General features: G+C 74.4%; 22 protein-coding genes. 11 read left to right on the forward strand and 11 right to left on the reverse strand.

Annotated features, from left to right (window positions below; genetic code table 11):
- Positions 1-14: 14 nt before the first annotated feature.
- Positions 15-2,252 carry an AAA family ATPase gene (locus tag J3R08_RS28950; RefSeq protein WP_043327975.1) on the forward strand — a complete coding sequence of 746 codons (2,238 nt, stop codon included), beginning with the start codon at positions 15-17 and terminating at the stop codon, positions 2,250-2,252.
- Positions 2,253-2,256: 4 nt separating this feature from the next.
- Here J3R08_RS28950 and J3R08_RS28955 read toward each other — a convergent pair whose 3' ends face one another.
- The 4 genes from J3R08_RS28955 to J3R08_RS28970 form a co-directional block, all read right to left on the reverse strand.
- Positions 2,257-3,207 carry an SRPBCC family protein gene (locus J3R08_RS28955; RefSeq protein WP_082930987.1) on the reverse strand — a complete coding sequence of 317 codons (951 nt, stop codon included), beginning with the start codon at positions 3,205-3,207 and terminating at the stop codon, positions 2,257-2,259.
- Between the two features lie 2 nt (positions 3,208-3,209).
- Positions 3,210-3,617 carry a hypothetical protein gene (locus J3R08_RS28960; protein WP_043327974.1) on the reverse strand — a complete coding sequence of 136 codons (408 nt, stop codon included), beginning with the start codon at positions 3,615-3,617 and terminating at the stop codon, positions 3,210-3,212.
- Positions 3,618-3,743: 126 nt separating this feature from the next.
- Entirely contained in the window at positions 3,744-4,253 is a 510-nt protein-coding gene (locus J3R08_RS28965) for a GNAT family N-acetyltransferase (RefSeq protein WP_043327973.1), read from the reverse strand.
- A gap of 149 nt (positions 4,254-4,402) precedes the next feature.
- Complete coding sequence (locus tag J3R08_RS28970; protein WP_064446736.1) at positions 4,403-5,305, reverse strand: hypothetical protein; 903 nt, start codon at positions 5,303-5,305, stop codon at positions 4,403-4,405.
- A gap of 151 nt (positions 5,306-5,456) precedes the next feature.
- Here J3R08_RS28970 and J3R08_RS28975 point away from each other — a divergent pair, with 151 nt between their 5' ends.
- The gene (locus J3R08_RS28975; RefSeq protein ID WP_013288875.1) at positions 5,457-5,669 is read left to right on the forward strand and encodes a hypothetical protein; all 213 of its coding nucleotides are present in this window, start codon (positions 5,457-5,459) and stop codon (positions 5,667-5,669) included.
- A 6-nt stretch (positions 5,670-5,675) separates the two neighbouring features.
- Here the strand turns inward: J3R08_RS28975 and J3R08_RS28980 are convergent, their stop codons facing one another.
- From J3R08_RS28980 to J3R08_RS28995, 4 genes are all read right to left on the reverse strand, one after another.
- The gene (locus J3R08_RS28980) at positions 5,676-6,131 is read right to left on the reverse strand and encodes a DUF3263 domain-containing protein (RefSeq protein ID WP_064446737.1); all 456 of its coding nucleotides are present in this window, start codon (positions 6,129-6,131) and stop codon (positions 5,676-5,678) included.
- Positions 6,132-6,267: 136 nt separating this feature from the next.
- On the reverse strand, positions 6,268-7,281 hold the full coding sequence (locus J3R08_RS28985) for an ABC transporter permease subunit (RefSeq protein ID WP_064446738.1): 1,014 nt from the start codon (positions 7,279-7,281) through the stop codon (positions 6,268-6,270).
- Complete coding sequence (locus J3R08_RS28990; RefSeq protein ID WP_043327969.1) at positions 7,278-8,276, reverse strand: ATP-binding cassette domain-containing protein; 999 nt, start codon at positions 8,274-8,276, stop codon at positions 7,278-7,280. Before J3R08_RS28990 ends, J3R08_RS28985 begins: the two co-directional genes overlap by 4 nt.
- 163 nt (positions 8,277-8,439) lie before the next feature.
- Positions 8,440-9,225, reverse strand: a complete 786-nt coding sequence (locus J3R08_RS28995) for a DeoR/GlpR family DNA-binding transcription regulator (protein WP_043327968.1) — start codon at positions 9,223-9,225, stop codon at positions 8,440-8,442.
- Positions 9,226-9,424: 199 nt separating this feature from the next.
- Between J3R08_RS28995 and J3R08_RS29000 the strand changes: the two genes are divergently transcribed.
- The 3 genes from J3R08_RS29000 (at position 9,425) to nagA (ending at position 12,472) form a co-directional block, all read left to right on the forward strand.
- Positions 9,425-10,354: an SIS domain-containing protein gene (locus J3R08_RS29000; protein WP_043327967.1), complete on the forward strand. Its 930-nt coding sequence runs from the start codon at positions 9,425-9,427 to the stop codon at positions 10,352-10,354.
- 79 nt (positions 10,355-10,433) lie between these two features.
- Positions 10,434-11,366, forward strand: a complete 933-nt coding sequence (locus tag J3R08_RS29005) for an ROK family protein (RefSeq protein ID WP_064446739.1) — start codon at positions 10,434-10,436, stop codon at positions 11,364-11,366.
- Positions 11,363-12,472: an N-acetylglucosamine-6-phosphate deacetylase gene (gene nagA, locus J3R08_RS29010; protein ID WP_064446740.1), complete on the forward strand. Its 1,110-nt coding sequence runs from the start codon at positions 11,363-11,365 to the stop codon at positions 12,470-12,472. Before J3R08_RS29005 ends, nagA begins: the two co-directional genes overlap by 4 nt.
- A gap of 12 nt (positions 12,473-12,484) precedes the next feature.
- Here the strand turns inward: nagA and J3R08_RS29015 are convergent, their stop codons facing one another.
- Positions 12,485-13,693, reverse strand: a complete 1,209-nt coding sequence (locus J3R08_RS29015) for a DUF4032 domain-containing protein (RefSeq protein WP_030502801.1) — start codon at positions 13,691-13,693, stop codon at positions 12,485-12,487.
- A gap of 111 nt (positions 13,694-13,804) precedes the next feature.
- Between J3R08_RS29015 and J3R08_RS29020 the strand changes: the two genes are divergently transcribed.
- Together J3R08_RS29020 and J3R08_RS29025 are read left to right on the forward strand one after the other, a co-directional pair.
- Positions 13,805-14,578: a phosphatase PAP2 family protein gene (locus J3R08_RS29020; protein ID WP_064446741.1), complete on the forward strand. Its 774-nt coding sequence runs from the start codon at positions 13,805-13,807 to the stop codon at positions 14,576-14,578.
- Positions 14,579-14,625: 47 nt separating this feature from the next.
- Complete coding sequence (locus tag J3R08_RS29025) at positions 14,626-15,867, forward strand: APC family permease (protein ID WP_064446742.1); 1,242 nt, start codon at positions 14,626-14,628, stop codon at positions 15,865-15,867.
- Positions 15,868-15,876: 9 nt separating this feature from the next.
- On the opposite strand, the gene J3R08_RS29030 is transcribed toward J3R08_RS29025, so the two are convergent.
- Positions 15,877-17,661 (reverse strand): TrkA family potassium uptake protein, encoded by a 1,785-nt coding sequence (locus J3R08_RS29030; RefSeq protein ID WP_369799321.1) that lies wholly within the window; start codon positions 17,659-17,661, stop codon positions 15,877-15,879.
- Positions 17,662-17,748: 87 nt separating this feature from the next.
- Here J3R08_RS29030 and J3R08_RS29035 point away from each other — a divergent pair, with 87 nt between their 5' ends.
- From J3R08_RS29035 to J3R08_RS29050, 4 genes are all read left to right on the forward strand, one after another.
- Positions 17,749-18,228, forward strand: a complete 480-nt coding sequence (locus tag J3R08_RS29035) for an MSMEG_6728 family protein (protein ID WP_043327962.1) — start codon at positions 17,749-17,751, stop codon at positions 18,226-18,228.
- A gap of 227 nt (positions 18,229-18,455) precedes the next feature.
- A complete protein-coding gene (locus J3R08_RS29040) occupies positions 18,456-20,000 on the forward strand; it encodes an FAD-dependent oxidoreductase (protein ID WP_209963468.1) in 1,545 nt (514 codons plus the stop codon).
- A gap of 54 nt (positions 20,001-20,054) precedes the next feature.
- On the forward strand, positions 20,055-21,191 hold the full coding sequence (locus J3R08_RS29045) for a hypothetical protein (protein ID WP_209963470.1): 1,137 nt from the start codon (positions 20,055-20,057) through the stop codon (positions 21,189-21,191).
- A gap of 216 nt (positions 21,192-21,407) precedes the next feature.
- Positions 21,408-21,848, forward strand: coding sequence for an HNH endonuclease (locus J3R08_RS29050; RefSeq protein WP_043327959.1), 441 nt, complete (start codon positions 21,408-21,410; stop codon positions 21,846-21,848).
- A gap of 75 nt (positions 21,849-21,923) precedes the next feature.
- Here the strand turns inward: J3R08_RS29050 and J3R08_RS29055 are convergent, their stop codons facing one another.
- On the reverse strand, positions 21,924-22,547 hold the full coding sequence (locus J3R08_RS29055; RefSeq protein ID WP_187693837.1) for a TetR/AcrR family transcriptional regulator: 624 nt from the start codon (positions 22,545-22,547) through the stop codon (positions 21,924-21,926).
- Positions 22,548-22,578 lie beyond the last annotated feature (31 nt).

Below are 22,578 nucleotides of genomic sequence, written 5' to 3' on the forward strand. Positions count from 1 at the left end.
GCTACTGTCGGCGGGTGGCGGAACCCGATCTGACCCTGACCGCGACGCTGCGGCCGGCCGCGCTCGACGCCCGCCGCGGCGTGGTACGCCTGCACCCCGAGGTGCTCACCGCGCTGGCGCTGCGCCCCGGCGATCCGGTGCGGCTGACCGGCCGCCGGACGACCGCCGGCATCGCGGCCGCCGCCGACCCGGGCACCAGCGGCGTCCTGCTGCACGCCGACGACCTGCTGCTCGGCAACCTGGGGCTGCGGGCCGGCGGCCAGGTGACGGTGAGCCCGCTGCCGGCCACCCCGGCGCGCCGGCTCACGCTGGCCGGCCCGGCCGCGGTGGTCGCCGCGGTCCCGCCGGAGATGCTGCGGCTCGCGCTGCTCGGCAAGGTCGTCACGCCCGGCGACGACGTCTCGCTGCTGCCGCAGGACGTGCTCCCGGACGCCGCCGTGCGCGGCCTGATCGAGGCCGCGCGGCGCAGTCTCGCCAGCTCCGTCGGGTACGCCTGGACCAGCACGCTGCTCAACGTCGTGTCCGTCGAGCCGGCGGCCGGCGCGCTCGTCACCATGGACACGGTGGTGGGCTGGGAGCACGGTCCGGCCACCCGGGGCTCCGGCCCGGTGTCCCCGGGCGCGCCCGTCTCCGCCCCCTCGGCCGCGCCGGCCGGGACGGAACGGGCCGAGGGCCTGCTCGGCCCGGAGGACGCCCCGGACGTCGACGAGCTGCCCGGCCTGCGCGCCCAGGCCGAGGAGCTGACCGAGCTGCTGGACCTGGGCTTCCACCACCGTGAGGTGCTGGGCCGGCTCGGCACCACCGTCTCGCTCGGCGTGCTGGTGGAGGGACCGGCGGGCTCAGGCAAGTCAGCGCTCGTGCGCGCCGTCGCGGCCCGGGTCGGCGCGGGTCTGCGCCCGCTCTGGGCGCCGGAGCTGGCCGCGCTCACGAACGACGCGGCGGCCCGCAGGCTCCGCGAGGCGGCGTCGGCGGTACGCGCCGGCGGACCGGCCGTGCTGCTGGTCACCGACGTGGAGGCGATCGCCCCGGCCGACGAGCCGGGTCCGCTGGCCACCGTGTTCCGCCAGGTGGTCGCCGAGGCGCTGCGGGCCGGCGTGGCGGTGGTCTGCACCAGCGGGCGACCGGAGGCGGTGGACCCGGGACTGCGCGGCCCGGATCTGCTGGCGCTGCGGATCACCGTGCCGCTGCCCGACGCGGCGCTGCGCCGGGAACAGCTGACAGTGCTCACCCGGCAGGTGCCGCTGGCCGGCGACGTACGGCTGGACGAGGTGGCCGGCCGTACCCCCGGGTTCGTCGCGGCGGACCTGGCGGCGCTCGTCCGCGAGGCCGGGGTACGCGCGGCGCTGCGGCAGAAGACGGCGGAGACGCCGACGGTGGCGATGACGGACTTCACCGAGGCGCTGGAGGTGGTCCGGCCGACGACGATGTCCGCGTCCACGCTGGAGCTGGCGTCGGTGACGCTCGACGACGTGGGCGGACTGCACGACGTCAAGCAGACGCTCACCGAGTCGGTGCTCTGGCCGCTCACCTACCCGGACACGTTCGCCCGGCTGGGCGTGACGCCGCCGCGCGGGGTGCTGCTCTACGGGCCGCCCGGCTGCGGCAAGACCTACCTGGTCACCGCGCTGGCCGGGTCCGGGCGGGCGAACGTGTTGTCGGTGAAGGGCGCGGAGCTGCTCTCCAAGTGGGTGGGTGAGAGCGAGCGGGCGGTGCGGGAGCTGTTCCGCCGGGCCCGCCAGGCCGCGCCCACGCTGGTGTTCCTGGACGAGGTGGACGCGCTGGCCCCGGTACGCGGGCAGGCCAGCGACGGCGGCACCACCGACCGGGTGGTGGCGGCGCTGCTCACCGAGCTGGACGGGGTGGAGGCGCTGCGCAACGTGGTGGTGGTCGGCGCGACGAACCGGCCGGAGCTGGTCGACCCGGCGCTGCTGCGTCCCGGCCGGCTGGAACGTCTGGTCTACGTGCCGCCGCCGGACGGGCCGGCCCGCGCGGAGATCCTCCGCGCCGCCGCCCGGGGCGTACCGCTCGCGCCGGACGTCGACCTCGACGCGCTCGGCGCCGAGCTGGACGGCTTCTCCGCCGCCGACTGCGCCGCGCTGGTACGGGAGGCGGCGCTCGCCGCCATGCGGGAGTCGCTCAACGCGAGCACCGTGACTGCCGCGCACGTCGGCGCGGCCCGGGACCGTGTCCGGCCGTCGCTGGACCCGGTGCAGCTCGCGCACCTGGAGTCGTACGCCGCCGGCCGGTCCTGACCGGTCAGCGCTCGTCGCGGCGGCGGGCACGCTCCGGCGCCGTGAGGACCGGCTCGTCGGCGTACTCGTCGTCGGCGAAGTCGTTGCCCTCGTCGTAGGCGGCGTACTCGTCGTCGGCCGGCCCGGTCTCTCCCCGCTCCTCCCGGAGCGCGGTCTCGTGGTCCTTGACGACCTGGGAGTCCTCGATCTCGCCGCGCCAGCCCTCGACCGCGTCCGGGTCGAGCACGGTCCGGGTCATCACGTGCCGGACGAAGTGCTTCAGCTCCAGCCGGACCCGGCGGCCCTGGGCCCGCCACAGGTTGCCGGTGTGCTCGAAGAAGCCCTGCGGGTGGTACTGCAGCACGACCAGGATCCGGGTCAGCTCCGGGGCGACCTCGTGGAAGCTGACGCTGCCGTCGACCGAGCCCTTCTCGCCGGTGGACCGCCAGTGGATGAGCCGGTCCGGGATCTGCCGCACGATCGTCGACTCCCAGGTCCGGTGCGACCAGAGCACCTGCGCCTTCCAGGTCATCTTCTCGTCGTCGCAGTCGGCCTGTTCGACCTTCTTCATGAAGCTCGGGAAGTCGCCGAACGTCGTCCACTGGTTGTAGGCGACCCGGACCGGTACGCCGACCTCGATGGTCTCGACGATGTTGGTGACCTTGAGCTTCCGGCCGCCGTCGCCGCCGCCCTTGCGGCCGAACGCCGCCATCAGCTTCTCCCTACCGCCGGCCACGCCGGCATGGAACATGGCCTTCACCGGGGAGCTGCCCTCGGCGAGCTTCCGCGCGCCGGTGGCGGCGGCGACCAGGCCGGGGTCGCCGCCCTGCTGCGCGTACTCGCTGAGTCGTCCGGTCGCGGCGGTGACCCGGTCGCTGATCGCCTGGACGGCCCGTTCACCGAGCGCCGAGGCGAGGTTGCGCAGCTCGCCGCCGATCTCGTCGCGTACCCGGCCGGTCAGATCGGTCGTCGCCATCGTCACCGCCCCCGCTGCTGTCGGTCCGGCGCCTCGGGCTGCTCGTCCAGCTCCGGTTCCTCGTCCGGCGCGGAACGCTCGGCGTCCGGCCGGCCCGGGCCGCTCCGGCGGCGCAGCGCGTCGGCCCCGTCGCGCAGCCGGCCGCCGATCGCGTCGATGCCGCTGCCGGCGGCGGCGGTCGCCGCGGCCCGCCCGGCCGCCACCAGCGGCGGCGCCAGCCCGCCGAGGTTGCGCAGCTGCGGACTGGCGCCCATCAGATCCGCGCCGAGCCGCTTGATGCCGCCGGGACGCTGGCTGGCTCGCCCGGCGGCGACCGCCGCGGCGAGCGTCAACGCGGTACGCATCTTCCTCCGGCGACCCAGCAGGTAGCCGAAGCCCACCGCCAGCGCCACCCGTGCTCCGCTTTTCATCCGCTCTCCTCCGCACTCCCCGGGGCGCGAACTACCCGTCACCCCGTTGGGAAAACATTTCCTCAGGGGAACGGAAAAGGCGGCCGAAACTTCACGTCAAGCGTCAGGGAGCTGCAAGAACGGGTTTCAGCGGATCGGCAGCGCCGAGTCGAGGCACATTCGGGCGTGCACTTCTCCGCCCTCCTCGCGCAATTCCGCACCGCATTTACGAAGAACGGAGAGAGCGCCCGCGTTGTCCGGCGTGGTGTCCGCGACCACTGTGTGCATCCCGGCCGCCGCGGCGGTGTGCAGCAGCTGCCGCAGCGCGGCGGCGCCGAGACCTCGGCCCCGGGCGGAGCGGCCCAGCCACATGCCCGTCTCCACAGTGCCGGGCTCGTCCCGGCGGGTCATCCGGATCATGCCGACGACCTCGCCGCCGGAGACGATCGCGTACATGGCGGTGCGGGTCGGGCCGTCGAGTCCGCCGAGGTTCGCCCGGTGGAACTCCCGGAACGCGTCCCGGCGGGCGAGCGACCAGCCCGCGGGCGCCTGCACCGGAGGCATCACGTCCTCCGGTTCCGCCTCCGCCGCCGCTACGGAGAGCAACGGTTCCAGGTTCCGCTCGTCCACCGGCTCCAGCCGTACCGCACCCGTCACGAGGCGCAGTCTGCCGCTACCTGTCCGGGCCGTCCACCCCTTTGGGCCCGGATTGCCGCTATGGCCGACCGCCTCGGCCGGTCGTACCCCCGGGGTGTTCCGCCTCACGCTGCGTTGTCATCCGACCGGGTGTTCCGGCGTGAGCGTGCTCACGCCGGAGGAGCGAACTCGCACAGCACCACCGAGGCGTCGTCGGTGCGCTTGCGCCGCCGCAGCCGCTCCGGGTGGTCCCGCTCGGCCGCGCGGACCCGATCGATCAGCCCTTCCGGGCCCGCCACGGTCAGCACCTCCAGCAGCCCGGCCCAGTCGAACAGGCCGAACTGGTCGACCGCGCAGGAGGCGCCGTCGCTGAGCAGCGCGGCCCGGCGCAGCGCACCCGGACCGCGCAGCGGAAGCGTGCCGGTCAGCGCGTGGTACGCCGCGTCCGGGTCGCTCGCCGCCGTCCAGTAGCCGTGGGTGCGGTTCATCCGGGTCCGCTGCACCGTCGTCGCCCGCCGGAACCGGGTCGCCGGGTCGGTCTCGCCGTCGGGCAGCGCGGCGGCGCTGCGACGCAGGTCGGCCACCGCGTCCGCGAGCCGGTCGTCGGTGACCACCTCGATCCCGCGGTCGGTGTCGAGCACCAGCGGGCTGTCGCAGAGCACCAGGTAGTCGACCCGGTCGCCGCTTTCCCGCAGCAGGCAGACGGTGGACGAGGGGGTGCCGGGATGGTCCAGGTCGCACGTCCCGCCGTGGTCGGCCCGGACCGCGAGGATCGCCGCCGCGAGGCTGCTCATCAGCGTGGCGGCGGGCCGGGCCGCGATCGCCAGGCCGATCCGGGCGGCCAGGTGCCGGACGTACCAGGCGGGACCGTGCACGCATCCGGTGTCGAAGCCCTCCGGCACGGTGGCCCCGTCGAGGACGCCGACGAGCGGGCCGATCCGGAAGACCACGTCCTCGTTCTCCGGGCGGCCCGGCGCCGGGTCGGAGGCGGAACGCACCCGCATCACCGGCGCCTCCCCGGCCGGGCGGGCCGGCCTGCTGCCGATCGCGTACCGGCGGTCCGGTGCTCCCATCGTCGCCTCCGTTCGTCGTCGCCGGCCGCCTACCCGGCCCGCGCCAGGTCATCCGCCACCGGCCCGATCGCGGTAACCCTGCGTCATCACTCCCGCGCTTTCGGTAGCGTCGGACGCGACCGGGTCGGTCTCGGTGACAGGGGGATTCGAGATGTTGGAGCGGTTGCACGAGGGCGGCATCCGGGCGGAGCACGCATACCTCGCCGGGTTCGTCAGCATCGGCCTCTCGGTCACCAGTTGGTTCCTCTCCAAGCACATGGAGCGCGCCGGAGTGGCGCGGGCGGACCGCTGGGGCATCTTCATCGGCGAGTGGGCGCCGACGTTCTTCGCCATCGGCAACGGGCTGCGCACGTACGAGAAGTGAGGCGGGTCAGCGCCGCCGGTTGCGGGCCCGCGACGAGCGCAGCCGGCGCAGCCGGCCGATCAGCACCGGATCGGCGGCGAGCGCGGCCGGGTGGTCGAGCAGCGCGTTGAGCAGCTGGTAGTAGCGGGTCGCGGAGAGCCCGAACGTGTCCCGGATGGCCTGTTCCTTGGCTCCGGCGTGCTTCCACCACTGCGCCTCGAAGGCGAGGATCCGCTGCTCCCGCTCGGTGAGGCCGGCCGGCGTCGTGCCCGCGGCGCCCGTATCCGCCGCTTCCGGACCGGGCTGCTCGACCGGCGCGGTGGACTCGACGGGCGGCGACCCGGGCCGGACGGACTCCGACGGTGCGGTGGACTCGACGGGCGGAGCGGTGCGCGGTGGCGGAACCGTCCCGCCCGCGTGGCGCGTACCCGCTGCCGGGCCGGACGGGTCGACGGCGGCCCGCTGCGAGGCGTCGGCGGACATGGCGCTCCTCTCCGACGGCGGGTGACCGGCACGCGGAGCGCGCCGGCCGGGGGAGCCCCAGCGTAACCAGGGCCGCCCCCGGCCGCATCGGACGCGGGGTCCGCGCCGCCGGGGGGAGCCGGCGGCGCGGACCAGGTCAGGCGATGTCCCGCCGCCGCATCGTCCAGAACGCGGCCACGACCGCGCCCACCAGGGCCACGCCGAACACCACAGCCGACTGCTGCCAGGTGACCACGTACGTGGCCGGCTCGCAGGCGCCCTGGGAGAACTGACAGGTGTCGTAGTCGAACAGTTCCGCCTGCTTCAGGAACCACGACTGGGCGTACGTGGAGAGCACGTACCGGTCGCCGAACTGCACCCCGAGCACGGCGACCGCGATCCGGATGCCGATCTCACTCACCGCGAAGATGCCCACCGCCGCGCCGAGCGCCATCGCCGTGTGCCGGCCCAGCGAGGCCAGCGCGAACCCGACCGCCGCCACGAGGAGCGTCATGCCCAGCGCGCGCAGCCCGTCCAGCCCGATCGACTGCCACACCCCGGCGGTCATCTTCGCGGTACTGCCCCGCTGGCCGGCGATCAGCCAGAACGCCGCCGTCCAGAGCGCGCCGAGCACCACGGTCAGGCCGAACACCGTGGTCAGCAGGGCGGCCAGCTTCGTGCCCAGCACGGTCAGCCGCTTCGGTCGCCACAACAGCAGGTTCATCATCCCGCCGGTGTTCCACTCGGCGCCCACGAAGGAGGCGCCGACGATGAAGCCGAACAGCGCCACGGAGGCGGCGAACACGGCGATGAACATGGGGAACTCGGCCCGGAAGTCGAACTGGTACGGCAGGTACCACTTCGCCTCGAACATGTCGGGCTGCGGCTGGTAGTCCTTGCCGCAGTTCGGGCCGTACCGCTCCTCGGTCTTCTCGCCGCGCGCCTGGACCGCCTCGCACTCCGCGACGTTACGCTTCCAGTCCGTCATCGCGGACTGGTAGTCGTTGTTCGCCTTGGCCTCGGCCTCGGCCACCACCACGGGCGAGAGCTTCTCGCTGGAGAAACTGAACGCGGTCGCGACGGTGGCCAGGCCGAGCACCAGGAGCACGAGCATCAGCCGGGTCAGCCGGCGCTTGCCGAGCCGGCGCAGCTCGGTGACGAACAGGCTCATGCGCCCCAACCTCCTGCGGTGCCGGTCTGGTCGACCTTGGCGGACTGATCGACCTGACGGTGCTGGCCGGGGACCGGCGCGGTGGCGGTCAGTTCGAGGAAGACGCTCTCCAGGTCGACGGCGACCGGGGTGAGCTCGCTGACGTACAGGCCCTGCTCGGCGAGCAGGCGGCTGACGGTGGCCGGCTTGTCCACACCGGACAGCATCAGGTGGTCCGGCTCGGCGGTCACGCCGACCCCGGCACGGCTGAGCGCGTCGGCGGCCTGGGGCAGGTCGTCGACCGCCTCCAGGCGTACCCGCACGGCGCCCTGGGAGTGGGCCGCGAGCACCTGGTCGACCGGTCCGAACGCGACCCGGCGGCCGAGCGAGATGATGGTGACCGAGTCGCAGATGAGTTGGATCTCGCCCAGGATGTGGCTGGAGAGCACCACCGTCATACCGGCCTCGGACAGCTCCCGCATCAGGCCGCGCATCTCCCGGATGCCGCCCGGGTCGAGCCCGTTCGCCGGCTCGTCGAGGATCAGCAGCTTGGGGTTCTTGAGCAGCGCGGAGGCGACCGCGAGGCGCTGCTTCATGCCGAGCGAGTAGGTCTTGACCCGCTCACCCGCCCGGTCGCGCAGCCCGACCAGCTCCAGCACCTCGTCCACGCGCTGCTTGGGCAGCTCACCCGCCTGGGCGAGCAGGCCCAGCGTGTCCCGCGCGCTGAAGTGCGGGAAGAACTGCGGACTCTCCACGATGGCGCCGACCTGCCCGGCGACGGCCGGCAGCGCGTGCGGCAGCTCCTGACCGAGGATCGCCATCCGGCCGCCGTTCGGCTTGATCAGGCCGAGCAGCGTACGCAACGTGGTGGTCTTGCCCGACCCGTTCGGGCCGAGGAAGCCGTGCACCTGGCCGGCTTCCACTCGCATGTCGAAACCGTCGAGCGCGTGGCGGACCCCGCGCTTCCGGCTCCGGTACGTCTTGCGGAGACCTTCGATCTCCAGGACAGCCGACACAGCTGACCTCCCCCGATAAGTAGGCGTCAGCGACACCATACGCGGTATGCACCGGATGGCAATACCCGGTATGCAGTGTCGGCGTGTCGAGGCGCGTCGAGGCGCGTTAAAAAGGGGCCCCTCCTCTACCGCAGGCGTTAAGAAGGGTCCCTTCCTTGCGCCGTCAGGCGCAGACGACGTGGACGCCGGCCTCGCGGAACGCCGCCACCACGTCCGGGGACGCGCCGGAGTCGGTCACCAGCGTCTCGACCCGGTCCACCGGGCAGATCCGGGCGAACGCGTGCCCACCGAGCTTCGAGGAATCGGCTATCACGACGACCCGCTTGGCGCGGGCGACCATGAGACTGTTCATGGCCGCCTCCCCCTCGTGGTGCGCGGCGGCGCCGAGCTGCGGGTCGATCGCGTCCACGCCGAGCAGCGCGACGTCAAGCGTGACCTCACGCAGCAGCGCCCCGCCCAGCGGGCCGACCAGCTCGAACGACTTGGGCCGGACCACGCCGCCGGCCACCACCACCTTCATCCGCGAGCGCACCAGCAGCTCGTTGGCGATGTTCAGCGCGTTGGTGACCACGGTGAGCTGGGCGCCCTCCGCGCTGGTGTTGAGGTCGGGGCGTACGGCCAGCGCCCGCGCGACCTCGGTGCTCGTGGTGCCGCCGTTGAGGCCGACCACGGTGCCCGGGGAGACGAGGGCGGCGGCGGCCGTGCCGATCCGCTGCTTCTCGGCCGAGTGCTTCGCGGTCTTGTAGCGCAGCGGCAGGTCGTAGGAGACGCCGTTGGCGACCGCGCCACCCCGGGTGCGGGTGATCATCTGCTGCTGGGCGAGCTGGTCGAAGTCACGCCGGATGGTGGCCTGGGAGACGTCCAGCCGGTCGGCCGCCTCCTCGACGGTGACCCGGCCGCTGTCGGTCAGCATCTCCAGCAGCGCGTTCCAGCGCGCGTAGCGGTCCACCGCTGGGGCCTCCCTGACTATGCGTGAACGGTGATCGGTTGCGTGCACACTAGTGCGCGAAACTCAGTCCGCGCAAAAGCCTTCGCTGCGCGAACTTGGAGACAGTTGCCACAACCACGCCGCTTCGCGCAGAATGACGCGCGAAAGACGGCAGTATCGCGCCGTATTGCGCAAGGGTTTTTCCCGGCGAGGAGTTGTCATGGCGTACGTGCACGCGGAGATCGCGAGCCAGCCCGACTGCTGGCGGGAGGCGGCGCGACTCGCTCCGACCGTCGCCGAGCGCCTGCCGCGCCCCGGCGAGCGGGTCGCGGTGGTCGGTTGCGGCACGTCGTGGTTCATGGCCATGGCGTACGCCGGGCTGCGCGAGGCCGCCGGCCACGGCGAGACCGACGCCTTCCAGGCCAGCGAGTTCCCCACCGGCCGCCACTACGACCGGCTCATCGCGATCACCCGCTCCGGCACCACCACCGAGGTGCTCGACCTGCTCGCCGCGCTGCGCGGGCGGATCCCCACCACGGTCCTCGTCGGCGACCCGGACTCGGCCGCCGTCGCGTCCGCGGACGCCACTGTCGCGCTCCCCTTCGCCGACGAGCGGTCGGTGGTGCAGACCCGCTTCGCCACCACCGCGCTCGCGCTGCTGCGCGCCCACCTCGGCGAGGACCTCAGCCGGCTCGCCGCCGACGCGGAGGTGGCCGTCCGGGCCCCGCTGCCGATCGACCCGGCCGGCATCGAGCAGGTCACCTTCCTCGGCCGCGGCTGGACCGTCGGGCTGGCCCAGGAGGCCGCGCTGAAGTGCCGCGAGGCGGCCACGTTCTGGGCCGAGGCGTACCCGGCGATGGACTACCGCCACGGCCCGATCTCGGTCGCCGCCCCCGGCCGGCTGGTGTGGGCGCTCGGCGAGATCCCGGACGGCCTGCCGGAGGACGTGGCCGCCACCGGCGCCGCGTTCGTGCACAGCCGCACGCACGGCTGGCGCACGGTGCTGACGAGCTGGGCGGCCGGGCGCAACCCGGTCGACCCGATGGCCGACCTGATCCTGGCCCAGCGTTTCGCGGTCGCGCTCGCGACCACCCGTGGCCTCGACCCGGACGCGCCGCGTCACCTGACCCGGTCCGTGGTCCTGGCATGAGCGAACGCACCGAGCGCAGCGAGGGCCGTGAGCGCATGCCCAGTCAGCACGGCGTGAGCGAGCGAAGCGAGCCCACGGCGTGAGTGGAGGCGACGAGGTCGTCGTCGCGCTGGACGTGGGCGGCACCGGGATGAAGTGCGCCCTGGTCCGGCCGGACGGCACGACAGTGCACACCGAACGGCACGACACCGGCGCGCAGCGCGGCCCGGAGGCGGTGGTCGGCACGATCCTCGACGTGGCCGAAGGGCTGGCCGGCAAGGCCCGCGCCGACGGCCGTGCGCCGGTGGCCTGCGGCATCGCCGTACCCGGAGTGGTCGACGAGGCGCGCGGCGTGGCGGTCTGGTCGGCGAACGTGGGCTTCCGGGACGTACCCCTGCGGGAGCTGGCCCGCACACGGCTCGGACTGCCCGCGGCGCTCGGCCACGACGTGCGTGCCGGAGGCCTGGCCGAGGCGCGCCTCGGGGCCGGGCGGGACGCCGGCCACGTCCTGTTCGTCGCCATCGGCACCGGCATCGCCGCCGCCCACGTGGTCGACGGGTCGGCCGCCACCGGCGCGCACGGCGCCGCCGGGGAGATCGGCCACATCCTGGTACGGCCCGGCGGGCCGCGCTGCGGCTGCGGGCGGACCGGCTGCCTGGAGGCGGTGTCGTCGGCCTCGGCGATCGGACGCCGGTACGCGGAGCTGTCCGGCGCGCCCACCACCGCCGCCCAGGTGGCCGAGCGCGCGGCGGCCGGTGAACCGCTCGCCGTGGAGGTGTGGCAGGACGCGGTCGAGGCGCTCGCCGACGGACTGGCCACCGGGCAGGCGCTCTACGATGTGTCGACAGTGGTGCTCGGCGGCGGGCTGGCCCAGGCCGGTGCCCGGCTGTTCGACCCGCTGCGGGCGGCGCTGCGCGAGCGGCTGACGTTCCATCGCGAACCGCGCCTGGTCGCGGCCGACCTCGGCGACGAGGCCGGCTGCCTCGGCGCCGCCCTGCTGGCCCTGGACACCCTGGTGAAGGAGAGTCGATGACCCGGCGCGTGACCGGCAAGGTGGTGACCCCGACCGGCGTCATCCGGCAGGGCTGCGTGGAGATCGCGGACGGGCGGATCACCGCCGTCGCCGAGTATCCGTCGGTGCGCGACGGGCACTGGATCGTGCCGGGCTTCGTGGACATGCACACCCACGGCGGCGGCGGGCACACGTTCACCACCGGCGACCCGGAGGCGGCGCGGCAGGCCGCCGCGTTCCATCTCGGGCACGGCACCACCACGCTGCTGGCCAGCCTGGTCAGTTCCCCGTTCGAGCTGATGCGCGACGCCACCGCCGCCTACCGCCCGCTGGTCGAGTCCGGCGTGCTCGCCGGCGTCCACTTCGAGGGCCCGTACCTGTCTGCCGACCGCTGCGGCGCGCAGAACCCGGAGTTCCTGCGGGACCCGTCCACGGCCGAGCTGACCGAGCTGATCGAGCTGGGCGGCGGCGCGGTACGCATGGTCACGCTCGCGCCGGAACGCGACGGCGCCACCAAGGCGATCGAGCTGCTTGTCGCGCAGGGCGTGGTGGCGGCGGTCGGGCACACCGACGCGACCTGGGAGCAGACCCGCGCGGCGGTGGCCGCGGGCGCGACGGTCGGCACCCACCTGTTCAACGGGATGCGCCCGGTGCACCACCGTGAGCCCGGCCCGGTGGTGGCGCTGCTGGAGGCCCCGAACGTGGTGTGCGAGCTGGTCGCCGACGGGGTGCACCTGCACGACGGGATGCTCGGTTTCGCCACCTCGGTGGCCGGCCCGGAGCGGGCCGCGCTGATCACCGACGCGATGGCCGCCGCCGGCATGCCCGACGGCGAGTACGAGCTGGGCGGCCAGGCGGTCACCGTGGCCGGCGGGGAGGCCCGGCTCGCCCACAACGGCGCGATCGCCGGCAGCACGCTCACCATGGACGCCGCGCTGCGGCACGCGGTCGGCGCGGGCGTGGCCCTGCCGGACGCCTGCCGCATGGTCGCCACCACCCCGGCCCGCGCGATCGGCCTGGGCGACCGGGTCGGCGCGCTGGTCGCCGGGCTGCGCGCCGACCTGGTGGTGCTTGACGACGACCTGAACGTGGTGCGGGTGATGCGCGGCGGCAACTGGGTGGAGTGACCCGCCCGGCGGTCAGGCGGTGGGCACCTCGACGCCGAGCACCGCCTGCTCGTCCGGCCGGTGCACCAGCACGTCCGCCAGGTACGACTGCACCGCCCGGCGCATCCCCACGTCCCGCCCGGCCTGCTCGGAGAGCAGCCACTTGTGCTCGATGATCTGGGCGAACAGCTCCTGCGGCTCCAGCTTGCGGCGCAGGTGCGCGGGCACCGCCCGGACCACCGGCTCGAAGACCTCGGTCAGCCAGCGGTGCGCCGCCTGCTGCTCGTCGGTCAGATCGCTCTCCACCCGGTAGGCGTCCAGGTCGTTGAGGAGCCGGCGGGCCTGGTTCTCCTCCGCGTCCAGGCCGGTGAGGCGCAGCAGCCGCCGGGTGTGGTAGCCGACGTCGACCACCTTCGGCCGCACCAGGTAACGCCCGTTGTCGACAGTGGACATCGCCACCTCGGCCACGTCGAAGCCCAGCTCGTTGAGGCGGCGGATGCGGCGCTCGATGTCGTGCCGGGCGGCGCGCTCGACCTGCTGCTCGTAGGTGATCTCGTGCCAGAGCTGCTCGTAGCGCCGTACGACCTCCTCGCAGACCACCTCCGGGTCGATCGACTCGTGCAGCAGGCCGGCGGCCTGCAGGTCGAGCGCCTCGCCGAAGATGTTGACCCGGGCGATCTCCAGGTCCTCGCCGCGCTGCCCGTTGGACAGCGACGGGTGCAGCGCGCCGGTCTCCGCGTCCACCAGGTAGGCGGCGAACGCGCCCGCGTCCCGCCGGAACAGCGTGTTGGACAGCGAGCAGTCGCCCCAGAAGAAACCGGTCAGGTGCATCCGGACCAGCAGCACCGCGAGCGCGTCGAGCAGACGGTTCATGGTCTCCGGCCGCAGCGTGCGGGAGAACAGCGCCCGGTAGGGCAGGGAGAACTGGAGGTGGCGGGTGATCAGCACCGGGTCCAGCGGCTCGCCGTCGTCGCTCTGCCGGTCGGCCACGATGGCGACGGCCTCCACCGACGGGAAGTCGATCCGCTCCAGCGCCCGCAGCAGGTCGTACTCGCGCTCGGCGACCCGCTCGCCGGTCTCCTTCACCGCGTAGACGTACCCGCCGAGCCGGACGAACCGCACGATGTGCCGGGAGATGCCCTGCGGCAGCGCCACCAGGTGCTCGGCAGGCCACTGCTCCAGCGGGGTCGACCAGGGGAGGTCGAGCAGCGCCGGGTCGACGAGAGCCGAGGTGATCCGCACGGCAACCAGTGTGACCGCTCACCCCCGGACCGCGCTTCCCTTCGTGGCTCGGCACACAGCCGCCGATGCCCGCGCCGCCCCGGCGCCGTCGGCGGCCGGTAGCGTGGTCGCGTGCGTCAGACCTCAGGGGTACGCGGTCACCTGCGGCTGCGGCCGGTCCGGCCGGCCGGGTGGTGGTTCGACGGGCTGCTGCTCGCGGCAGTGGTGGCGATCACCGTGGCGCTCGCCTCCGGGCACCTGTTCGGGCTCGACCGGGCGGTCGCCGACTGGTCCGACGAGCACCGCCCGACCGCCGCCCGCCGGGTGGCGATGACGCTCAACCTGCTCGGCCAGGGCACCCCGCTGACGCTGCTCGCGGCCGGGCTGGGCGTGCTGCTGGCGCTGCGGCTGCGCTCGGTGCGGCCGATCCTGCCGCCGGTGGTCGCGTTCGTGCTGACGTTCTTCACGATCGGCCCGCTGAAGGTGTGGACGGCCCGGCCGGCGCCGAGCGCCTCGGTCAAGGAGCCGTTCCTGTCGCCCGAGCAGACGCTGCCGCTGTTCCAGCACGACCTGCCGGTCCGCTTCGCCCAGTCGTACCCGTCCGGGCACGTCGCCAACGCGATCGTCTGGTACGGCGTGCTGGCCCTGCTACTGGCCCCGCTCGTGCGCACGGTCGGCCGGACCGTGCCGCCCCGGCTGGTCACCGTGGTCCGGGTGGTGCCCCCGGCGGTGGTCTTCTGCACCACCGTCTACCTGGGCTGGCACTGGCTCACCGACTCGATCGCCGGTCTGCTGCTCGGCCTGCTGCTGGACCGGCTGCTGCGCCGGGTGCCCTGGGACGACCTGCCGCTGCCGCGCCGGCTCGGCGACTGGCGGCGGCCGGTCGACTGGTCCGCGCCGGGCTGACCGGGCGACCGCACCCGCTGTTCACCGCACGCTCCTAGGCTGCCGGTGTGGAACAACTGGCGCGGCGACTCGGCGTACCCGACGCGGTCGTCATCGGTCTCGGCTCGATGCTCGGCGCGGGCGTCTTCGTGGTCTTCGCCCCCGCCGCGGCGGCAGCCGGCGGCGTCGGTCTGCTGGTCGCGCTGGCGGTGGCCGGCTTCATCGCCTACTGCAACGCCACCAGCTCGGCCCGGCTCGCCGCCCGCTACCCCGAGTCCGGCGGCACCTACGTGTACGGCCGGGAACGGCTGCACCCGTTCGCCGGTTTCCTGGCCGGCTGGGGCTTCGTGGTCGGCAAGACCGCGAGCTGCGCGGCCATGGCGCTGACCGTCGGGGCGTACCTGTGGCCGGGGCGGGCGCGGCTCGTCGCCGTCCTCGCGGTGGTGGCGGTGACGGTGGTGAACCTGCGCGGCATCGGCAAGACCGCCGCCGCCACCCGGGTGCTGGTCGCGCTGGTGCTCACAGTGCTCGCCGTGGTGGCGGTGACCGGCGCGCCGCAGGTGGCCGCCGACCGGCTCACCGCCCCCGCCGACCTCGGGGCACGCGGTGTGCTCACCGCCGCCGGGCTGCTGTTCTTCGCGTTCGCCGGGTACGCGCGGATCGCCACGCTGGGCGAGGAGGTACGCGACCCGGAGCGCACCATCCCCCGCGCGGTGCCGCTGGCGCTCGGCGCGGTGCTGGCGATCTACCTGACGCTGGCGGTGGTCGCGCTCGGCGTGCTGGGCGCCGACCGGCTGGCGTCCACCGACGCGCCGCTGGTCGAGGTGGTGACCGCCACCGGGCACCCGGGGCTGGCCTGGCTGGTCCGGGCCGGCGCGGCGGTAGCGGTGACCGGGGTGCTGCTGTCGCTGCTGGCCGGCGTCGGCCGCACCTCGCTGGCGATGGCCCGCCGCCGGGACCTGCCGCGCGTGCTCGCGGCGGTGCACCCACGCCACCGGGTGCCGCACCGCGCCGAGCTGGCCGTGGCCGCCGTGGTGATCGCCGTCGTCGCGGTCGGCGACGTCCGGGGCGCGATCGGCTTCTCCAGCTGCACCGTGCTGGTCTACTACGCGATCACCAACGCGTCGGCGCTGACGCTCGGCCCGGACCCGGCCCGCCGCGTACCGGCCCGGGTGCTCGCCGCGCTGGGGCTGGTCGGCTGCCTGGTGCTGGCGGTCAACCTGCCGCTGCCGAGCGTGCTCGCCGGGTTCGGCGTGCTCGCGCTCGGCGCACTCGGGTACGCCGTCCGCCGCCGTCGGCGACCTGCCTGACGCGGCCGGTCACTCCTCCGGGCGGCGCGCGGCGGGTGGACCGGCGGGCGCCGGCGGCGGCGCGGGCGTGGTCTCCCGCAGCAGCGCGGTCAGCCCGGCCCGCCGGGCCACCACAGTCAACCGGTCACCGGCCTGGATCACCATCCGCGGATCGGCCGTCCAGTCGGCCTTTTGGTTCGGCCGGGTGTACGCGAGCAGGCGTACCTCGCCGGGCCGGGCCACCGCGCTCAGCGGACGCCCGTCCAGCGGTGAGCCCGCCACCACCGGCACCTCGGTGACCAGCAGCGCGTGCCGGTCGACCGGGATGGTGGCGACGACCGCGCGGTCCAGCAGCGCCGCCGCGAACGACGGCGCGGCCAGATAGGACACACTGCGCGAGATGCCGATGCCGAACGCCTGCTGGATCCGCTCGGCGAAGTCGCCGTCGAACAGCCGCAGCACCACGCGCAGGTCCGGGTCGAGCGACCGGGCGATCAGCGCGGCACGCAGGTTCGTCCCGTCGTCGGTGGAGACCACCACCAGCGCCTGGCAGGTGTCGACGGACGCGGACCGCAGCGTCTCCTCCCGGCCCGCGTCGCCGACGATCAGCGGCACCCCCAGCCGGTGCGCCAGCGCGGCGCCACGCGCGTCCGCGTTCTTGTCGATCGCCACCACCTCGACGCCGAAGTCGTGCAGCTGGGCCATCACCCGGGTGCCGATGTTGCCCAGCCCGACCAGCACCACGTGCCCGGAGCGGTCCGGCTGGACCCGCCCGGCGTGCAGGGCCAGCCGGGCGTTTACGACGCCGTCGACCACGGCGGCCGTGATCAGCGGGATCAGCGCCAGCCCGGCCAGGTTGAGCACCACCTGCATGACCTGGGCGGCGACCGGCTTGTTGACGTCCGGGTCCTGGCCGGTGAGCGTGGTGACCAGCGTCAGGTAGACCGCCTCGCTCCAGCTGACGTCGGCGGCCCGCGCGTTGAGCCAGCCCAGCACCGCGATCACCCCGAGCAGCACCAGCACCGCGATGCCGATCTTGCGGGTGGCGAAGTGGCGGACCGCGCGCAGCAGCACCGCCGCCGGCTGCCGTCGCCGCCGCGCCCGCACCAGCCGCCGCGCGGCCACCTCCGTGCCCGCCGGCCGGCCGGTCGCCTCGGCCAGCACCACGTCGGCCGCGGCCTCGTCGGCGGGCAGCACCCGGACCAGGTCCGGGTCCGTGGTGACGGCCAGGCCGCAGACCACGTCCTGGGGGCGTACGTCGTCGCGCCGCGCCACGTACAGCGTGCGCCCGGCGTGCCGGAAGTGGGTCGGCGCCACCTCGCCCAGCGCTGCGGCGACGAAGGCGGGCGCGGCCATCGAGGCGTCGGAGAGCACCGCCGAGTCGGGGAAGAGCTGGCGCAGCCCGTCCGCCAGGTTGGTGTTGAACATGCGCACCACCAGGCGCAGCCGGGACTCGACCTCCTGGGCGCAGAGCGCGGCGTGCATGTTGCCCACGTCGTCCTGGTTCAGCAGCGCCAGCCCGGCCGCGCCGGCCAGCCCGGCCCGGCGGAACGCCGCCTCGTCGAGGCGTTCGGCGGTGACGACCCGTACCCCCGGCACGTCCCGCCCGTCCGGGCCCTCGGACCGGCGGCGGGCCGGCACCACGAGCGTGACCCGCACCCGCCCGTCGGCGCTGTCGGTGGCGAGCAGCGACCGGACCACCCAGTAGGCGAGCGGATCGGAGCCGCAGACCACGAAGTGGGGGCGTTCGTCCCCGTTCATCCGGAGCCGCCAGCCGGTCGCGCGGCGTGCGCGGTCACGCAGGGGCTCGGCCATGTCCGGATGGTAGTCAGCCGCTCGCGGTACGCGCAGCCCCCTCGATCATGAACGCATGGCGTGGCCGGGTACGGGTAGAGCACCGGCATGCAGACGTTCCTGCCGTATCCGGACTTCCTGGCCAGCGCCCGGACGCTGGACCAGAAGCGGCTGGGCAAGCAGCGCGTGGAGACGATCCAGGTGCTGCGCGGCCTGACCCGGCCGGACTACGGCTGGCGCAACCATCCCGCGGTGAAGATGTGGGCCGGGTACGAGGAGGCGCTGACCCGGTACGGGCTGGACATGTGCGCGGTGTGGTGCGAGCCCGGCCGGGCCGACACCTGCGCCGGCACGCTCGCCACCGACCTCGCCACCGCCTGCGGCATCGCCGTGATCCGCACCCAGGACGAGCTGGCCGCCGCCGGTGAGCTGCCGCCCTGGCTGGGCCGCGACGACCTGCACCGCAGCCACCGGTCGTCGCTGCTGCGCAAGGACCCGGTCCACTATGCGCGGCTGTTCACCGACGTCTCCCCCGACCTGGAGTACGTCTGGCCCCCCTCCGACCGCCCCCGCCACTGCCTGGAGTGAAAGGAAGGGCCCCTTTTTAACGCCTCCGGTAGAGGAAGGGCCCCTTGTTAACACCTCCCCCGCGCCCCTGCGCGGCGCACTCGGCGCGCGGGCGGCCGGCGCGCGGCGCGGACGTAACCGGGCCGCCCGGCGTTAAGAAGGGCCCCCGCACATCCGTATGCGTTAAAAAGGGCCCCTTCCTTTCACCTCGGGCAGACTGGGGGGACCACCGACTGAAGGATGCCCCCGTGAGTCTGTCGCAAGTGGTAGGTCGCCTGATCGGCGTACGCGAGCACGTGGTGGACCCGGGCGGCGGTGGCGCTCCCCGCGTGCCGCGACCGGTCGCGGCGCTGGTGGTCGGCGGCGGCATCGCCGGCATGTCGGCGGCGGTGGTGCTGGCCGAGCGCGGGGTTGCGGTGACCGTGCTGGAGGCCGCGCCGCACCTCGGCGGCCGGCTCGGCGCCTGGCCGGAGGAGCTGCCCGACGGCGTCCAGCGCAACGAGCACGGCTTCCACGCGTTCTTCCGGCAGTACTGGAACTGGCGTTCGATCCTGCGCCGCGTCGACCCGGAGCTGGGCTTCCTCAAGCCGATTCCGGGTTACCCGATCCTGTCCGAGCAGTGGCCCACGGAGGAGTTCGGCAAGCTGCCGCCCGCGCCGCCGGCGAACCTGCTGGCGCTGCTGCTGCGCAGCCCGAGCCTGCGCCTGGCGGACCTGCGCACGATGGATCGGGACGCCGCGCTGCCGCTGCTCACCTACGACCCGGTGCGCACCTACGAGGAGTTCGACGAGCGCACTGCCGACGAGCTGCTCACCTCGCTGCGCCTGCCGGACCGGGCGCGAGCCATGCTCTTCGAGGTCTTCTCGCACTCGTTCTTCAACCACGAGGCGGAGATGTCGGCCGCCGAGATGATCGCGCAGTTCCACTTCTACCTGCTCGGCAACCCGGAAGGGCTGGCGTTCGACTGCCCGGACCGGGACTACGCGACGGCGATCTGGGAGCCGCTGACCCGGCACGTGGAGAAGCACGGCGGCCGGGTGCTGACCGGCGCTCCGGCGGCCCGGCTGGACCGTACCCCGGAGGGCTGGCGCGTCACCGGCGCGGACGGCGACGTCTGGGAGGCGCCGCACGTGGTGCTCGCGGTGGACCCGCCCGCGCTCGCCGCGCTGGTCGCCGCCTCGCCCGGCCTGGTCGCGGCGGCACCCGAGCTGGTGGCGCGGATGCCCGCGTTCGGCACACCCGGACCGCCGTACGCGGTGGCGCGGTACTGGATGGACGGGGACGTCCGCCCGGACCGGGCGGTGTTCAGTGGCGTCTCCCGGCAGCCCACGCTGGACTCGGTGACGCTCTACCACCGGCTGGAGGACGAGCCCCGCCGCTGGGCCGAGCGGACCGGCGGCTCGGTGGTGGAGCTGCACGCGTACGCCTGCGAGCCGGACGTGCCGGCCGACGAGCTGGCCGCCCGGATGCTGCGGGAGCTGACCGCGCTCTGGCCGGAGGTGGCCGATCTGCGGGTACGCGAGTTGCGCGCCCGGGTCGAGGCGCAGGCCCCGGCGTTCACGCCTGGTAGCCACGCCGGGCGGCCGGGGGTGGAGACCGACGCGGCGGGCCTCTACCTGGCCGGCGACGGCATCCGCACGGAGTTCCCGAGCGCGTTGATGGAACGGTCGGCGGCCACCGGGATCATCGCGGCGAACCACATCCTGCGTGCCGAGGGGGCGGCGGCCGAGCCGGTCCACTCGATCCGTCCGCGCGGCCTGCTGGCCGGCAGGGTGGGCCCGAAACGGTCATAGGCGGGCAAAAACGCCTCTACGCTCGACTGATCCGGTGACACGGGAGGTCGGGCGGTGAGCATCGCGACGCGCGAGCGGCGCGACGAGGAGCACGGGACACCACGGGACGAGCGGACCGTGGTGGTCACCGCGCTGCGACTCGGCTGGTCGATGGCGGACGCCTACCACCACGCGCAGACCGCCGACCTGACCGACGGCGGGAACCGGCCGGTGGCCGCGCCGCCGAAGCTGTCGAACCTGACCGAGCTGGCCGGGTGGCACCGGCTCGGCATGTACCTGGACGGCGTGGACGTGGCGCTGGCCCAGATCGCGCCGCTGACCCCGGCGGGCCGTACCGTGCCGTCCACCGCCGCCGCCCGCCGCGCCACCGGCGCCGACCGGGACCCGTTGCTGCGGGCGCTCGACGACCTCAACATCGACGTGCTGCGCTGGACGATGGCGACGAACCACCGGGTGGGTGTGGCGTACCGGCTCGGGCGCTCGCTCGCCGACACCGTACGGCGCGGCGACGCCGACCGGCTCCCGGGCCGGTTCGGTGGCCGGCACCTCCAGATCGGCAGGTGGCTGGACGAGCTGGCGAGCGTGCTGCCGCCGTACTCGGCCGCCGTGGTGCGCCGCTCGCTCGCCGCCTGGGCCACGGCTGTCGGCCGGGCCACCGTCGGCGACCCGGGCGAGGCCGGACTCGCCGACCTGGCCCGGGAGCTGCGCAACCAGGGCGACCTGTGGCAGGACGTGCTCACCGGTGGGCTGCATCCTCGCGACCTGCTGGACGAGGAGAACTGGGCGGTGATCGCCCGCAACGTCGTCATCCGGGACCGGAAGCTGGTGGCGCAGGCGGCCCGGGGCATCTTCTGGCCGGTGCTGGCACCACTGCTTGTGGTGCTGCTGGCGGTGGTGGGCGTCAGCGCCGCCGCGGCGGCCGGCTCCCCCACCACCCGGGCGGCGGTGGCGCTCGTCGGCCTCGGCGCCGGGCTCACCGCGATCTGGCGGTCGATCTCCACGCCGACGCTGTCGGTGGCCGCCGAGGTGAACCGTCCGCTGCTGGACAGCGAGCTGGTGGTGCAGATGACCGCCCGGATCGACCGGCCGCTCGCCGCCGCGCGAAGCGCCGGCCGGGCCGGACGGCAGCGGCGACCCACCGAGGACGGATCGAAATACGTTGGCCACGACTCGCGGATCGATCTACCGTGAGCGCGCAAGGTCAACCACCGTCCCAGGAGCCGTCGATGTCGCTGCGATACGCCACCACGATGACGTCGTGGCTGCTCGGCGACGGCTGCCGGGAACACGGTCCCTGGCCCGGAGGGCACGACTGACGCGCGTCGCGCGTCCCCGTCGTCGCCGCCCGGTCCCGTGGACCGGGCGGCTTTTTCGTCGCCGTACCGCCGATCGTGAAGGGAGAGCCCGGTGGACGCCGTCCTCGTCATAAACGCCGACCTCGGCCCGCTGCACCGGGTCACCGTCAAGCACGCGATCCGGATGCTCTGCCGCCGGGTCGCCGAGATCCACGAGGCCGAGCCGGACCGGGTGATCGGCGTCTTCCCGCTGCCGCGGGTGGTCCGCCTCGTCCGGTACGTGGTGACCCGCTGGCGGTTCAGCGCCGGCCCGGCCTGGTCCCGGGCCGGGGTGCTGGCGCGCGACCGGCGGCGGTGCGCCTACTGCGACGGCGCGGCCAGCACGATCGACCACGTCCTGCCCCGCTCGCGCGGTGGCCGGAACACCTGGGGGAACACCACCGCCGCCTGCTACGCGTGCAACCAGCGCAAGGGTGACCGGACCCCGGCCGAGGCAGGCATGCCGCTGCGGCGGGCTCCGGTGACGCCGAGCTGGGCCGCGCTGGCGCGGTGACGGACGGCCGGCGGGCACAGGGGGCGGTGTCGGGGGTACGCCCCGGCGCCGCGCCCGCCGGTCCCACCAGTGCGCCTACCTGTCGAGACGCCGGGCCAGCCCGTCGAGCAGGAGGTCCAGCCCGCCGCCGAACTCGTCCTCCGGTACGACCACGCCGGCATCGCGCGCGGTCGCGGCGAGCAGGGGGAACTCGTCGCGGGGCAGCGCCGCGATGACAGCCGTGCCGGGCCCGGCCAGCGCGCCGAGGTGTTCCATCTGGATCGCGCCGACCACGTAGCCGAGCAGGGCACGGAACGCGATCACCCGTCCGGTGCCGGTGAAGCCGGCCCCGGTCAGCACCGCGAGCACCGCCTCGCCCCAGCGCAGGATCGTCGGCGAGCGGTGCCGGTACGCGGGGAGCAACGGCACCACTGCCGGGTGGAGACCGACCGCGCGGCGTACCCGCTCGGCCAGGTCCCGGATGCCGTCCGCCCACGGGACGTCGGGCGGCGGGCGGGTGTCGACCGGTTCGAGGACCCGCTCGACGACGAGCGCTTCCAACTCGTCGCGGTCGGCGACGTAGCGGTAGAGGCCCATCGTGCTGGTGCCGAGCTGCGCGCCGACCGCGCGCATGGTGAGGCCGGCGAGGCCGTCCCGGTCGAGCACCGCGAGCGCCGCGTCGGCGAGCTGGGCCGGGGTCAGGGAACGGGGGCGGGGCATGGCCTTGACAGCGTACAAGATACGCCTACGG

The organism is Micromonospora sp. HB375 (genome assembly GCF_017872985.1).
GTDB lineage: Bacteria > Actinomycetota > Actinomycetes > Mycobacteriales > Micromonosporaceae > Micromonospora > Micromonospora chalcea.

What these genes read in the sequence shown, in the direction of transcription:
- J3R08_RS29030 (WP_369799321.1), bottom strand. Translation starts at nt 17,661, where the DNA reads ATGGCCGAGCCCCTGCGTGACCGCGCACGCCGCGCGACCGGCTGGCGG.
- J3R08_RS29035 (WP_043327962.1), top strand. Translation starts at nt 17,749, where the DNA reads ATGCAGACGTTCCTGCCGTATCCGGACTTCCTGGCCAGCGCCCGGACG.
- J3R08_RS28980 (WP_064446737.1), bottom strand. Translation starts at nt 6,131, where the DNA reads ATGTCCGCCGACGCCTCGCAGCGGGCCGCCGTCGACCCGTCCGGCCCG.
- J3R08_RS28960 (WP_043327974.1), bottom strand. Translation starts at nt 3,617, where the DNA reads ATGAAAAGCGGAGCACGGGTGGCGCTGGCGGTGGGCTTCGGCTACCTG.
- J3R08_RS29055 (WP_187693837.1), bottom strand. Translation starts at nt 22,547, where the DNA reads ATGCCCCGCCCCCGTTCCCTGACCCCGGCCCAGCTCGCCGACGCGGCG.
- J3R08_RS28955 (WP_082930987.1), bottom strand. Translation starts at nt 3,207, where the DNA reads ATGGCGACGACCGATCTGACCGGCCGGGTACGCGACGAGATCGGCGGC.
- J3R08_RS28975 (WP_013288875.1), top strand. Translation starts at nt 5,457, where the DNA reads ATGTTGGAGCGGTTGCACGAGGGCGGCATCCGGGCGGAGCACGCATAC.
- J3R08_RS29000 (WP_043327967.1), top strand. Translation starts at nt 9,425, where the DNA reads ATGGCGTACGTGCACGCGGAGATCGCGAGCCAGCCCGACTGCTGGCGG.
- nagA (WP_064446740.1), top strand. Translation starts at nt 11,363, where the DNA reads ATGACCCGGCGCGTGACCGGCAAGGTGGTGACCCCGACCGGCGTCATC.
- J3R08_RS28985 (WP_064446738.1), bottom strand. Translation starts at nt 7,281, where the DNA reads ATGAGCCTGTTCGTCACCGAGCTGCGCCGGCTCGGCAAGCGCCGGCTG.
- J3R08_RS28970 (WP_064446736.1), bottom strand. Translation starts at nt 5,305, where the DNA reads ATGGGAGCACCGGACCGCCGGTACGCGATCGGCAGCAGGCCGGCCCGC.